This window comes from Psychrobacter sp. CX5 (assembly GCF_057621535.2).
This window is the reverse complement of sequence record NZ_CM177735.1, coordinates 700,531-714,687: the sequence shown is the minus strand read 5'-3', so window position 1 is coordinate 714,687 and position 14,157 is coordinate 700,531. Positions and strand designations below refer to the sequence as shown.

10 protein-coding genes are annotated in these 14,157 nt (G+C 41.4%); 8 read left to right on the top strand and 2 right to left on the bottom strand.

All coding sequences use genetic code 11. The annotated features are described in order from the left end of the window. Positions 1 to 94: 94 nt before the first annotated feature. A complete protein-coding gene (gene trhO, locus AC21OG_RS02725) occupies positions 95 to 1,114 on the bottom strand; it encodes an oxygen-dependent tRNA uridine(34) hydroxylase TrhO (protein WP_487377264.1) in 1,020 nt (339 codons plus the stop codon). A gap of 192 nt (positions 1,115 to 1,306) precedes the next feature. Beyond that, positions 1,307 to 4,045, bottom strand: a complete 2,739-nt coding sequence (locus AC21OG_RS02720) for a penicillin-binding protein 1A (RefSeq protein ID WP_487377265.1) — start codon at positions 4,043 to 4,045, stop codon at positions 1,307 to 1,309. 678 nt (positions 4,046 to 4,723) lie between these two features. Between AC21OG_RS02720 and pilM the strand changes: the two genes are divergently transcribed. The 8 genes from pilM to AC21OG_RS02680 all read left to right on the top strand — a co-directional run bounded on the left by pilM (position 4,724) and on the right by AC21OG_RS02680 (position 13,894). Next, positions 4,724 to 6,040, top strand: coding sequence for a type IV pilus assembly protein PilM (pilM, locus tag AC21OG_RS02715; RefSeq protein ID WP_487377267.1), 1,317 nt, complete (start codon positions 4,724 to 4,726; stop codon positions 6,038 to 6,040). After that, positions 6,040 to 6,843, top strand: coding sequence for a PilN domain-containing protein (locus tag AC21OG_RS02710; RefSeq protein WP_487377268.1), 804 nt, complete (start codon positions 6,040 to 6,042; stop codon positions 6,841 to 6,843). The genes pilM and AC21OG_RS02710 overlap by 1 nt, the downstream gene beginning before the upstream one ends. Then, on the top strand, positions 6,843 to 7,718 hold the full coding sequence (locus AC21OG_RS02705) for a type IV pilus inner membrane component PilO (protein WP_487377269.1): 876 nt from the start codon (positions 6,843 to 6,845) through the stop codon (positions 7,716 to 7,718). Before AC21OG_RS02710 ends, AC21OG_RS02705 begins: the two co-directional genes overlap by 1 nt. 14 nt (positions 7,719 to 7,732) lie before the next feature. Beyond that, positions 7,733 to 8,500, top strand: a complete 768-nt coding sequence (locus tag AC21OG_RS02700) for a pilus assembly protein PilP (RefSeq protein WP_487377271.1) — start codon at positions 7,733 to 7,735, stop codon at positions 8,498 to 8,500. 199 nt (positions 8,501 to 8,699) lie between these two features. Then, positions 8,700 to 10,835 carry a type IV pilus secretin PilQ gene (locus AC21OG_RS02695; RefSeq protein WP_487377272.1) on the top strand — a complete coding sequence of 712 codons (2,136 nt, stop codon included), beginning with the start codon at positions 8,700 to 8,702 and terminating at the stop codon, positions 10,833 to 10,835. 189 nt (positions 10,836 to 11,024) lie between these two features. Continuing rightward, entirely contained in the window at positions 11,025 to 11,570 is a 546-nt protein-coding gene (aroK, locus tag AC21OG_RS02690; protein WP_487377273.1) for a shikimate kinase AroK, read from the top strand. Between the two features lie 98 nt (positions 11,571 to 11,668). After that, complete coding sequence (gene aroB, locus AC21OG_RS02685; protein WP_487377274.1) at positions 11,669 to 12,745, top strand: 3-dehydroquinate synthase; 1,077 nt, start codon at positions 11,669 to 11,671, stop codon at positions 12,743 to 12,745. Between the two features lie 63 nt (positions 12,746 to 12,808). Then, positions 12,809 to 13,894, top strand: coding sequence for a hypothetical protein (locus tag AC21OG_RS02680; RefSeq protein WP_487377275.1), 1,086 nt, complete (start codon positions 12,809 to 12,811; stop codon positions 13,892 to 13,894). Positions 13,895 to 14,157 lie beyond the last annotated feature (263 nt).

Below are 14,157 nucleotides of genomic sequence, written 5' to 3'. Positions count from 1 at the left end.
TAGCGGTAACATCAAACCATAACCGCTATTTATCGTGGTAATTGCCTTGAACGGTATTAAATACCAAATAAAATAACAAGACCTAAGGACAAAGTTAGTCTTTTTTCTGATCCAATTTTGCTTTTAATTTTTGCTGTTTACGCGCCTTAATGACCTCTTTGACTTCTGAGCCAATATGGGCTTCACCACGCTGCTTTGCCAATTGGACTTGACGTTGACGCTCACGAAAGCGGGCACGTTGTTCCTCTGTGGCTTTATCGATACAGTGAGGGCATGACTCGCCTTTGACATAGGCAGGATCTTGCTTGTCTTGCTCAGTAATCGGCATTCGGCAGGCATAGCATTGGTCGTAGTTGCTTTTTTCAAGGTTGTGATTGACCGCCACTCGGTTATCGAACACAAAGCAGTCACCTTCCCATAGTGACTCTTCGACAGGAACTTCTTCTAGGTATTTTAAGATACCGCCTTCTAAATGATAGACCTCATCAAAGCCTTGTTCACGTAAGTAGGCGGTAGACTTTTCACAGCGAATGCCACCGGTACAAAACATAGCGACTTTTTTATGCTTATTGGGATCTAGTTCATTTTTGACATAGTTTGGAAATTCACGGAACGTTTCCGTTTTCGGGTTGACTGCATTTTTAAAGCTACCGATTTGAACCTCATAATCATTACGGGTATCGATTAATAGAACATCGGGATCACTGATTAAATCATTCCATTCTTTAGGTTTTACATAGCGCCCCACGGACTGAAGGGGGTCGATTTCTTCAACACCCATGGTGACAATTTCTTTTTTAAGTTTTACTTTGGTGCGAAAAAAGGGCTGGGTATCGGTAAAAGATTCTTTATATTCCAGTTGACCAATGGCAGGAATATTTTGAATATAGTCTAATACTGCATCAATGCCTGCTCGATCGCCCGAGATGGTACCGTTAATGCCTTCTGAGGCAATAAGTAGCGTGCCTTTGACAGCATTATCAAGCATAGTCTGACGTAAAGGCTCACGGTAAGATTCAAAGTCATCAAAACGTGTGAACTTATATAGGGCAGTGACCACAATAGGCCCCGCTGAATTTGGGTTATCAACCGCGGTGGTGGTATTGGTATTCATCGTTATTCTCCAGCTGGCTAGGACGTAAACCTAGTGCGAGTTGTAGGAAAGCTTAAATCTAAAAAGAAAATCGCTATGAATGATAGCGATTTTACTCATAGGATACAACCATCTCTACACTTAATAAAAATCAAGAATCCAGTTAGCTACCAATTCACCAGTGCGCGGTTGAGTCGTGGGGTAAGGTCGCAGTTAATTCACCTGCTCACTACTTGACCGGTTTGCTTCATTATTAGTAGTGGTATTAGTCGTCTGTTTGGGCGGATTTGCGGCGGCGGGTGGCTCTACAGGCTTAGGCGGCTTACGTTCACTCAACGAAGCTCTTGGCGGGGTTGTAACTTCGGTATCACTGCTAGTCGTACTTTCAGCGCTCGTAGCACTACGGGTGCTATTTCTATTACTACTTGGGTTAGAAGAGGTGTTTTTGTTATTAGAGGTATTATCATTAGTCAATGTGACAACCTTAGGTTGCTGCCGCTTTGATTTATCCTTTGTATCAAGCTTGACCCACCGAACGGGTGTTGATTTCAATGCCGAACGCATATAGTCCATCCAAACAGGTAACGCAGCAACACCACCATATTCGCCTCTACCCAAAGTAGAAGGCTGATCAAAACCTAACCATACAACGGTGACTTGGGTGGGCTGAAACCCTGCAAACCAAGCATCTTTCATATCGTTAGTCGTACCCGTTTTACCCCCAATATCACTCCGTCCTAAGGCTTTCGCTCGAGTCGCAGTACCCCGTTGTACGACATCTCTAAGCATATTTGCCATTTCATATGCCACGATAGGCGTCAAAATACGAGGCGCTTGATCTGCTGGACGATAGGTCACAGGAGCAGGTTTTAAACGGTCTGATTTAGGGGAGGCGTTATAACGTAAGTCATCCAAGGAGGTCTGAATAGAGGCCGTACTTTTCGCATCAGTGTCCTCATCTGCCCCCGTACTTTTCGGATCACTGTCATTGGCTGTTAATAACTCAGGATTTTCTTCTAATGCCTTGAGCGTCGCTTCACGTTGTGCTATCTCATCTTCCGTTTGCTTATCAAAGTCTTCTATAGCCTTAGCGTTAATCTTGTCTAAGTTTTCATTAAAGCAGGTAGCACAAGCCCGTTGAGGATTGGCCAAATAAAGTAAATTATTTTGGTAATCATATATTTGATCAATAATATAGGGCTGAATTCGATGACCACCATTGGCAAAAGTGGCATAAGCTGTGGCCATCTGTAAGGGCGTCGCTTGACCTGCGCCTAATGCTAAGGATAGGGTGGTGGGTAATTTGTCTTTGTCTAAGCCAAACTGGTCTAGCAACTGACGCGCATCTTCAGTACCGACTGCTTGTAACAGACGGATAGATACTAAGTTGCGTGAGAGGATAAGACCACGGCGTAAGGTCATAAGTCCATAAAATCGGCCATCAGAGTTTTTAGGCTTCCAGCTACCAATGCGTAAAGGACCATCAGATACCATACTGTCAGGGCGATAGCCTTTTTCAAGGGCGGCAGCGTAGTTTAATGGTTTGATGGTAGAGCCTGGTTGGCGCCAACCTTGTGTGGCTCGATTAAATTTACTGTATCTATAGTCAAAGCCACCGATTAGCGCTTCTATCGCCCCTGTCTCTGGGTCCAATGCGACTAGACTACCTTGCACTTTTGGTATTTGAGTCAGTCGCCATGCCGTTTGGTCTTCGTTAGCAATTAAGCGCACAATGTCATCTTTTTTGACAATATCAGACGCTTGATTGGGGTAGCGTTTAATTCTGTTGGCATCTAAGTATTGTTTGGCCCAGCTCATACCAGACCAAGGTACTGTCACCACATCACCATTTTTTAATTGGGCTTTAAAGCTACGATAACTGACCTCAGTTACTTTCGCAGGCACCATGTTGGAGTGAGTAATGAATTTATCCAAAGGCTCACCATGCGCTTCAGCACCACGCCAACCATGGCGTCTATCGTAGCCAATTAATCCTTTTTTGACTGCGGTATCGGCAGCACTTTGATGCTCACTATCTACTGTCAATTTAACCCGCCAACCTGAGTTAATAATCTCTTCCCCATACTTATCAACTAACGAGCGACGGGTCATTTCGGCCAAATACGGCATATTCACATCAAGTCGTTCTTGATAGAGATGGACACTTATAGGGTCATCAACGGCGTCATTATATTGAGCTTGGGTAATATATCCAAGCTCTAGCATACGTCCAAGAATCCAGTTGCGTCGCTCTAACGCCCCTTCTGGATTAGACACAGGATTATTTTGAGATGGCGCTTTAGGTAGCCCTGCTAAAGTCGCCATTTCAGCAATGGTGAGGTTATCTAGTGATTTGCTAAAGTATTTTTTGGCTGCTGCACGGATACCATAGGCTCCTTCACCCATGTAAATCTTGTTGACATACAAGGTGAGGATTTCTTGTTTACTCAGCTCATTTTCAATATTACGTGCTAAATATAATTCGGTAAGCTTACGGCTAAAGGTGCGCTCTGAGCTTAAAAAGTAGTTTTTAGCGACCTGCATGGTAATTGTTGAGCCACCCGTTTGACCGTCATCATCAGTAATAATTTCGGTGACAGCACGGCCCAAGCCTTTGATGCTGATACCACTGTGCTCATAAAAAGAGGAGTCTTCGGCCGCTAAGAAAGCATTAATGAAGTTTTTAGGAATCTCCTCATAGGTCACAGGCAAGGACATACGATTGCCATACTGGCCAATAAGTTTATTGTCTTTGCTGTATATCTGTAACGGCATTTCTAAAGTAGAGGTTTGGATTTTAGAAATACTGGGTAGATTCGGCTCAATATACATAGCCATCCCATAAAACCCAATAGGAAATGCCAGTACCAAAATGAGGGCAAGCGCAATGATTGCCAGTAGTATAGACACAATATGATGGATAAGATGAGAGGCAGTGGAAGTCTGAGGCATGGTGACTCTATTATTTAGAAACTGAAGTATTATGCGTAATTATTTTCACAATAATCCTATTTAATCTGAGGTCTTTACAGGTTTTCCGTAAATCCGATTAACTTTATTAAAGATTGTGAACTCATGATTACGCTGATGTCGGCACTTAAAATCAAATTATAAAACAAAACATAACGTAAATAACAAAGTAAATTATAAAGCAAATTACAAAGTTTGGGAGTGATATCTTAGAACGTTAATATTATCAATACATAATTAAGGACAGAGTTATCTCTTAACCTTTATTCAAAACCTTTATTCAAAACCTGTATTCAAAAATTCTTATTATGTCAGTTTGCCATTGAAATTGAATAACTATGACAAAAGTTAACTAAACGTATTGTATCACTTCGTAACCCAATAATTAATCTTATAATTATCCTAATAAGCCGTTTAATTGTTATTCAAGTCATCATATATACCAAACATTCATGATATTATTAATCGTTTATAATATTTAAATAAAATTTATCTTGACAAACTTCGAGTAAATTAATAGGGTTACAGGCAATAATTTTCTAAACGACACTCCTTACAATATTAATATTCATAAGCGCTCTATTAAAGTCTGTTTCTAAGAGTGGTTATCAATAGACCCTAAAGTAGTCGTGTTTATCACAGCATAAAAGGGTTTACTTTTTGACATTATTTTCGAGCAAGACGGACTCTTTGTTGTTAGGCGTCAGCGTAACAAGCACTCGGTTAACTATCGTTGAATTAACTTATTATCAAGACATTTATCATCTAAAACATTATGGTATTCAAAAGTTAAACCCAGGTGATGTGGTGGATAATACTATTGTTGACACTGAGCAGATGGGTCTGACCATCGCAGGCTTAGTTCAACAACTCAACGTCGGAAAAAAGCGAGCTGCAACCGATATTCCTCATGCACAAGCTATTAGCAAACTTATTGAACTGCCTGCTGAATTAATAGATATCGAAATAGAAGCACAAATTAGAATAGATGCTGATCAGTATATTCCTTATCCTTTAGCAGAAGTGAGCTTTGACTTTGAAGTAATAGGACCGTCTCCCTTAGACAGTGATTTTGTCCAAGTGCTGTTGGTGGTGTCTCATAATGATCATATTGAACAGCGGGTGGACAGTTTAGCATTTGTAAATATTGAAACTAAAGTTGTGGAAGTAAATTTGCATGCTATCGAGCGTGCTTTTCAGTTAATGTATCCTCGTTCAATACCTACGACATCCATACCTCCATCAATCATACCTCCATCAAACAAATATCTGACATCCAAAAGTCAGTTATCTAAAAGTGAGCTAACAATAGCGTCATTAGGCGTGGCTTTAGTCGATATTGGCCATACCCGCACCACAGTATACGTTGCGAAACAAGGTGAGTTTGTTTTTCAGCATGAGCAATTGTTTGGCGAGGCTCAGTTATCGGAAGCTATTCAAACGGGTTATGACCTTGATTTTGAAGCAGCACACAAAGCTCAATTAAGGTGGGGTAACGACGAATCAGATACACCAGATAGCTATACTAAACTGTACTTTGAACCCTTTGTTGAACACCTTGTTGATCATATTAAGCAAGCATTGCAGTATTATTTTGACGCGGAACCATTAACGGAAGAGTCAATTCTAAGTAGCTTGAACCCTGACGATAAGACTCATACAGACAGTCAAGATGATTCGGGGGTAGATGACATCGCAATTGATGATAATAATGCTAATAACCTTAATTACCTCAGCCGTCAGATAGAAAAAGTCTTGTTATGCGGTGAAGGTGCTTTGATAGCCGATATTGAACACAGCTTACAGTCTAAATTAGGTCTTGATGTTTGCATCGCTAATCCTTTTATAGACATGACTATCCATCCAGATATTGACAGGGTGCAGTTGAATAAGGATGCGCCACTTTTAATGACAGCGTGTGGGCTTAGTTTAAGACGTAACAGCTACCAAGACGGTCAGTTAAGGCAGTCAATATAGTGGCTTATATTAATCTACTGCCATGGCGTGAGCAACGACGACAGCAGCGGAATAAACAGTTTTTAAAGATTATTTATCTATCTATAACCCTAGGATTACTAGGTGTCAGTGCTATTTGGGGTTACTTAAATCATATCCAGCGTAGCCAGCAACAAACAAATGCAGATCTCATGCACCGTAATAGTGAGCTTGCAAAAACGCTGGTCGAGACGAAGACTTCAAAACAGCAACGACATACTACTATAGTGCAAATAAATAGGATTTACGAGGCCAAAAATAATCGTAAATTATTGGTTCATATTTGGAATGAAATTGCCAACACTTTACCCAACACCTTAAGATTGACAGGATTAAATAGACAAGGTGAGTTAATCACCTTTCGTGGAAGGGCAGAAAGTACCGCCTCGGTCTCTGACTGGGCAAATCGTTTAGCGTTAAGCCAAGGAATACAGAAAGTTCAAATCCAATCTGTTAAGCAGGTCAAAACAGGGGATTTAAGTATTGATCAGGAGGATGTTTATCAGGAGAACATTTATCAGAAGAATACGAGAGTTGCTCAAACGGTAGCGGAGCAACCCCCTATGGCAGTAAACGACCTAGCCACTCCTTTTGAGTTTGTGGTCATCGCCGAAGTGGTCGATATTACCCGTCAACAAATTGAACTACAGCAATTGGTATCCTCAAAGTTGGTAGATAGAGAAGATATAACCTCGATAAATCAATCAGATAGAGATTTGTCTGCATCGAGCTTAGATAGTGAGCCAACTCACACAAGCCTGTCACCCGATGGGGGTACTCCATAATGAGATTGGCTAAACGGCTTACCAACCAACTCACTAACCGCTGTAATCATGCCACTTCAGCATCTGGATTGCAAACAAAAGGGCATCGTTTAAAAGCATTTTGGTACAGTCTGCAAAGCTTAGATAGAGAAAACTACGGCAGTTGGCCACTGGTGATAAAGGGGGCTGTTATTGTTTCTCTGTTAGTCCTTATTATGCTTATCAGTTACTTTATACCTATCAGCAGTCAACTTGAACAAATTAAAGCGCTAAAAACTCAGCAGCACATATTGATTGAAACTCAGCATGAGTTCAGTGCGAAAGCCTCTGCTAGAGCGACAGACAGTCTTCAAATAGAACAAGCGAACCAGACACTTAATCACTTACTTAAACCATTGTCTCAGCCCAATCAGAAGGGGGCACTAATGGCGTCAATAAATACAATAGGCTTGGCGGCTGGGGTAGTGTTCCAAGAGGTATCGACAGGTGAGGGGCTTAGACAACACGTTAATCAAGAGTTAGGTCAACAAATTAATCAAAAGTCTGTTCAGACCTTAAATCAGAAAGCAGGTCAAAGAGCAGGACAAAAAAATAGCGAAGAATATCTTATAGAGCAACCGATGCGTATGGTGTTAATCGGCGACTATCATGATTTTGGACGTTTTCTTAATGGTCTCGCAAATTTGCCGTATGTCTTGACGCTTCATGATTTTGAGCTTGCTTACGTCGATGATAGACGTACTCGCCTTAATCCTGCAACGTCAAAAGATCTTTCTAGAAACCCGAATAGAAGAGCTCAGCTATCTCTAACCTTACACGGTAAGCACTATTACTTAGATAAGAATTACTTTGATAAGAATACGAATGCCACCGCCTCAGAAGTGAAAATTTATTAAAAGTGATACTGTTTATGCTCTTTATTGACAAAAGTCAGGCAAGCATTCTTTTAATGGTCCTAGTAGTGGGTATAGGTCAGCTACTAATAGCCTGCGAAGATTCTATCGACACAGTCAGTGATGGCACCCTTGAGGAGGTTTTAGAAAAAGATGTGACAATACAAGAGGATTTGGTTCAGAATAATCTACCAGAAGATATACCTTTATTGTCTCAACAGCTTATTGCGCAGGCAGAGCAGGCAAACTTAATTGAGTATGATGCCACGGATAAACCTTCTCCTTTTTATATGCCTCTTATTACTGTCAACCAACGTTCTATTTCCAAGGATAAGACACAACTTGACGTAGAACAAAAAATCGCGGAACAGCTAGAAGAGCAAACACTAGAGCCAGCAAAAGAGCAGTTACACCACCAGATTAAACAGCAAGTAGCAACAGCATCACAGCAAAACGAGTATATAACGCAAGGCAATCCGAGCTCTAAAACGGTATTTGAGTTAATGACTAGACCAAATACGGGACGTCCTATGCAGCCTTTAGAGCACTATCCGCTTTCACAACTTACCTACCGAGGTCGGATGTTTTTTGAACATGACAACCCTCAAGGTTTAGTGCAGCGTCCTGATGGGATGGTGGTTAGCGTGGAAGTTGGTGACTATGTGGGCAGTCGTAATGGACGCATCATAGAGGTTGCCTCAAACCAGCTTAATATCGTTGAGGTGATGCTAGACCAGCAAGGCAACCGAGTTGAAGCCTCAGTTTCTCTAGTGTCACCTAGGTAGCCGTCTTTACAGAAATTATGACTGATAAATTACTGTCGGTATCTATTTCACTGTCTATTTATATTATACCCCGTGCTCAACTTATTAAAATTAACTGTAGACTGGTGCTTCTAGCCCACTTTAATCAAAAATAGTCTATGTAAAGAGTTGAGAACGAGGTCTATTTATCTACTTCTTATCATTGTTACAGGGATAAAACATGACTCTCAATACCCTAACCCTAAATCTAGTGCGGTTGGGTTTACCTTATTTTTTAGTGGTGTTAACCCTGTGTTTAATGCTTACCAGCATTTTGTTCAGTGTAAAAGCCTCTGCCGATGTCGAGCCACCCTCGATTGTATTAAGCAATCCGCTCTCAATTCAGGCCCAGACTCAATTACAGTCGCACTCACATTCACAATCATTGAGTCTGGCACAGAGCGAAACACACAAACAAGTACAGACCCAGATAGCGCCCCGCTTAACAGAAGATACGCCTTTATTAAATCCTGCTCATTATGATAATCGTCAATCAGCGCCGTATTTTGGGCTAAATAAACTTAAGGTGACAGATTGGGCTCAAGAGGGAGGTATGGTGGATCTGACATTGAGTAATGAAACGGCTCCCCTAGATATTCAGCGTCAGGGCAATAAAATAACCTTGTTAATGACAGGAGCTAAGATACCAGCGACCTTAACGGGTCAACACTTCAGCAGTAGTCAGCTTATACAGTCAGTGTCGGCTTATAATAGGGGGATGAATGGTATTGTGACTGTGGAGATGAGTAAAGATTTTGACTATCAAAGTTACCGCACAGGAACAGAAGTAAACCTTAGCATAAGCCCATTAAAGACAACGGTTAAACCGGCAGAGGTAGCCAATAAAATCTACACTGGGCAGCCTATTTCAGTTGATTTTCAAAATGTCGAGATTCGTAGTGTTCTGCATTTACTTTCTCAGTATACAGGCACTAATATTGTTGCCAGTGACAATGTAAAGGGCACTGTCATGATCAACCTGGTCAATGTACCGTGGGACCAGGCGCTAGATATTATCCTAAGTAGTAAAAAACTAGGTATGCAGCGACAAGGTAATGTTCTCTTAGTTGCCCCATTAAGTGACATTGCTGCGCAAAATATAAGCTTACTGCAATCTCAGCAAGAGTCCATTGCTGTAATGCCTTTGCAGCATGAGTATATACGCCTAAACTACGCCAATGCCAACGATGTCCTATCTTTAATTATCAAGGCCAGTCAGTCTAGAGGCGGCTCTTTCTCTTCTGCTAGTACAGTACCAGTAACACAAGCAGTGACGGCACCAGTTGCGTCATCCGTAATGGCACCAGTAAAGTCATCTGATACCATGTCTAATGGTACCAACTCTCAAGACTACCGTCTTAATTATCCCCATAATAATCCTCATAAGAATGAAACACTGCTGTCTCATCGAGGTGTGATCACTGCCGATGCTCGGACTAACACCCTTATTATCAAAGACACCTCAGCCAGCATTGATAATATTAGAGCATTAATTGCTAAGATTGATATACCAGTACGGCAGGTCATGATTGAGGCCAGAATAGTCAGCGCCAGTGATAGCTTTAGTCAGGAGATTGGAACGAAGTGGGGAATTTTGTCTAGTGGCGTGGCAACTAATAATGATTTGTTGGTGGGCGGTAGTGATCAAACGTTAGCCGACCTAAAGCAATTTAGTGTCAATAAAACCACTTATAAAGGTGAGTCGGTTGAATACCCAGACTATAACGTTACTCGTCCGGATAACTTAAATATAGACTTGGGAGTCGCCAATCCAGCAGGGCGAGTCGCATTTAGCCTACTAAGTATGTCTGACTTGATGATAGATCTGGAATTATCTGCCATGCAAGCAGAGGGTAGGGGTGAAGTCATTTCGACACCTAAGATTTTAACCTTGGACAAGCAAAAGGCCAGAGTATCTTCAGGTACTAAGATACCTTATCAGAGCGAATCTGAAGGGGGCGGGACAACCACACAGTTTGAAGAGGCGGTATTAAGTTTGGAGGTTACCCCAAATATTACCCCTGAAGGCAGAATTTCATTGCAAATACATATTGAGAATGGCAGACCAAATCCAGTTAGTAATGGGGTGATACTGATAGACACTGATACCTTAAGTACCAATGTGACCATAGATGATGGGCAAACCATTGTTTTGGGCGGGATATATCGTAATCAAGTCTTTAACAATGTGGAGAAGGTGCCCTTTTTTGGGGATATACCTTATCTAGGCAGGTTATTTAAAAAAGATTTTCAAAGAAATGACAAGCAAGAGCTGCTGATTTTTATTACCCCGAAACTCATTCATCAAGCCTTATAATTGAGTAGGTTTAATCTCGTTAAGTGTATTTTAACGTTTTTAAAATTTAGCTTATGGTTTAATATAGGGTTTATGCCTAATAGATATTGTGAGTAATTTTAGAACTAGAAAGCACGAATCAGCACCAACGATTATAGAACTAACGACACAAATATCTGTATAATCAGTGAATTTATGTGAGAGAAAATAATGCAATCAGTATTACCGTCATTATTTATTGTTGGACCTATGGGAGCAGGGAAAACCACGGTTGGTAAGCTATTGGCTAGGCACTTAGGGCGTGAGTTTATTGACAGTGATCATTATATCTGTGAACAAACGGGGGCAGATATACCCTGGATCTTTGAAAAAGAAGGCGAAGCTGGCTTTAGAGAGCGAGAAGCTCGTGCTATTGATGAGTTAACAGCCTTGCCAGATATCGTGTTAGCAACAGGTGGTGGTGTCGTCACCCAATCACAAAACCGCGACCATTTAAACAATCGTGGTATTACGATTTATTTGCGTGCCAGTGTCGACATACAGTTAAAACGCACCTCTAAAGATAAATCTCGCCCTTTATTAAATACTCCCAATCCAAAGGCCGTTTTAACCTCTTTATTTGAAGCACGTGACCCTTTATATAAGGAAGTAGCGCACATTGTCGTTGAGACGGGTGATGGATATCCTAAGTATATGCTTAGAAAAATTATTGAAACCTTAAAGCAGCACTACCCTGAGTATGCAGCACTATTATGAGTCAGAGGATAGGGTGTGTTCCATACGCCCTAATGTTCGGTAAAGTAGAGTGTCGTATCTATAACAAAGTTTGATTTAATGTAGAGTTTGAGAGTCCTATGAAAGTAAGTTTAACCGTACATACCCAAAGCCATGATTACCCTATAGAGATTACCAGTCAAAGTCATATGGCCGCTGAAATAACGCCTTATATTAAGGGTAATCAGGTGATGATAGTGACCAATGATACCGTAGCGCCATTATATCTACAGCCTCTTGTTAAGGGTCTTCAATCTCAGTTTAAGGTTATGTCCGTCATATTGCCAGATGGAGAGCAGTATAAAAACCAAAAGCATATTGACTTGATATACGATGCGCTCATGGACAATCATTGTAATCGTGATGTCACTTTGGTGGCACTAGGTGGTGGGGTGATTGGTGATATGACCGGGTTTGCCGCCGCGTCTTTTATGCGCGGGGTAGATTTTATCCAAATTCCGACCACCTTGTTATCCCAAGTGGACTCTAGTGTTGGTGGTAAAACAGGTATCAATCATCCCAAAGGTAAAAACATGATTGGCGCCTTTTGGCAGCCACAGATGGTACTAGCAGATATGCATACGTTGACTACACTGCCACCACGTGAGCTTTCAGCAGGTATGGCTGAGGTGATTAAATATGCGCTGATTATGGATGCTGACTTTCTTGATTGGTTAGAAGGCAATATGACCGCATTAATGGCGCTGGATAAGGCGGTATTGGCAGAAGCGGTTGCCAGATGCTGTCAATATAAGGCTGATGTGGTCGCACAAGATGAAAGAGAGGCGGGCAAGCGGGCATTACTGAATTTTGGCCATACCTTTGGTCATGTTATCGAAACCCACCAAGGCTACGGTCAGTGGTTACACGGTGAAGCGGTAGCCGCTGGGATGGTACAGGCAGCAAGGCTGTCACAAAAAATGGGTTGGCTGACTCAGATAGAGGTTGATCGTATTCGTGCTATATTACAATCAGCTAATCTGCCTGTTGACCCACCTAATATTGATGCTGACACTGCCTTAGCAATGATGCAGCATGATAAAAAAGTTAAGTCAGGACAAGTGCGTTTGATTTTGTTAAAATCGTTAGGACACGCAGTCGTTACTGCTGAGTTTGACCCAGCACTGCTTAAACAAGTGTTGCGCGGTACGGAATAACGAGTATTACCCTTTTATTTTGTTTAACCATTCCATTATTTATCTGTTTACTGGATTTGCTCTATGGCAATCACACAAAGCTCTTCTCCTGATAAAAGCATTAAACCACAAAAAAAGAAACGTCGCGCCCTTGCCAGTGTCTGGTTGATTATGGCGTTATTAACGGGTGCCGCGGCTTTAGCCATATGGATGTTTAGCTCAGCCCCAGTATTTGAAGAGGAGTCTGAAAAAGAGCAAGAGCAACCGGCAGAAGTGGCCGCCTTCAATATAGCTCAAGTTACGCAAATAGATAATTTGCATGAGCTTGATCAAGATGTGCAACCTATCTCCTTTGATAACTTAGTAAAAGACTTGCGTGACTATCCGCCTGAATTTAAAGATTCAAGATATTTGAAGAAGAATAAGGGCAAATGGACGCTGCAAGTCATGGATGTGTCTGAGCATGAAATCATCACTGATTATTTAAGTTCGCGTAAAGATAGAAACAAATTTGCTTATTTTCGCTATCGGGATGAGAGTGATCAACCCCATTACATACTGACTTATGGTTCAATGAATAGTGAGTCTTCAGCGACAGGCACTGCCAGTAGTATGGAATTTGGCTTACCTTCAAATGTTGAAGTTGCGCCAAAACAATTTGCCAGTTACCTTGATGTTATTGAAAACTACGAGCTATCTGCGCCAATCAAAGACTTATCTAGTAATCGTACTAGACAAGTTAAACTTCAGCCTACTAAGCGTGAGTTAGCTGCTAGACAACGTGCTAAAGCCGCTCAGGATACCAGTCAAGACAGACAAAGCACAGGTAGTGAAAGTAGTACAAGTCCGAACCCAACGACAAGCGCTGAGGAGCAACGTGTGGCGCCTTCTTCTACCAATACTAATATTAAGGGGTCAAACAATACCAATGATACCTTATCAGTAACAGAAGAACGTAAGGTCGTTGCCCCTGAGAACAACGGAGGGGATAAACCTTCTAGTTCGGCAGCTTCTTCAAATCAGACCAGTACTAAACCTAAAACAAGCGAGCCTGAGACGACTAAACCTCAGAGCAATAGGAATGCAAGCGGTACGACCAAACCGCCACCTGCGAACAATGGTAGCGACGTCGATAAGATTAAAGAGTTGATTAACGAAAAGACTCAGTAGCTTTATTACGGTCGTAAAATATTGACGGTACTCAGACGTCAGGTCATGTTGCAATGTTTCAATGTTATAAAAAGGAGGCACTCTTGAAAAGAGTGCCTCTTTTTATATTGTTCTAAATCTTATAACTCATCTATATTTATCCTTGTTATCCTAAATCTACTCACTCACCTGTCGAGGAAGGCAAGTGCGAATGCACTAAATCATACGCTACATCTATTAAATTTAGGAAGCCTAACAAAGATAAGTTATTTTATAGAGAAGGT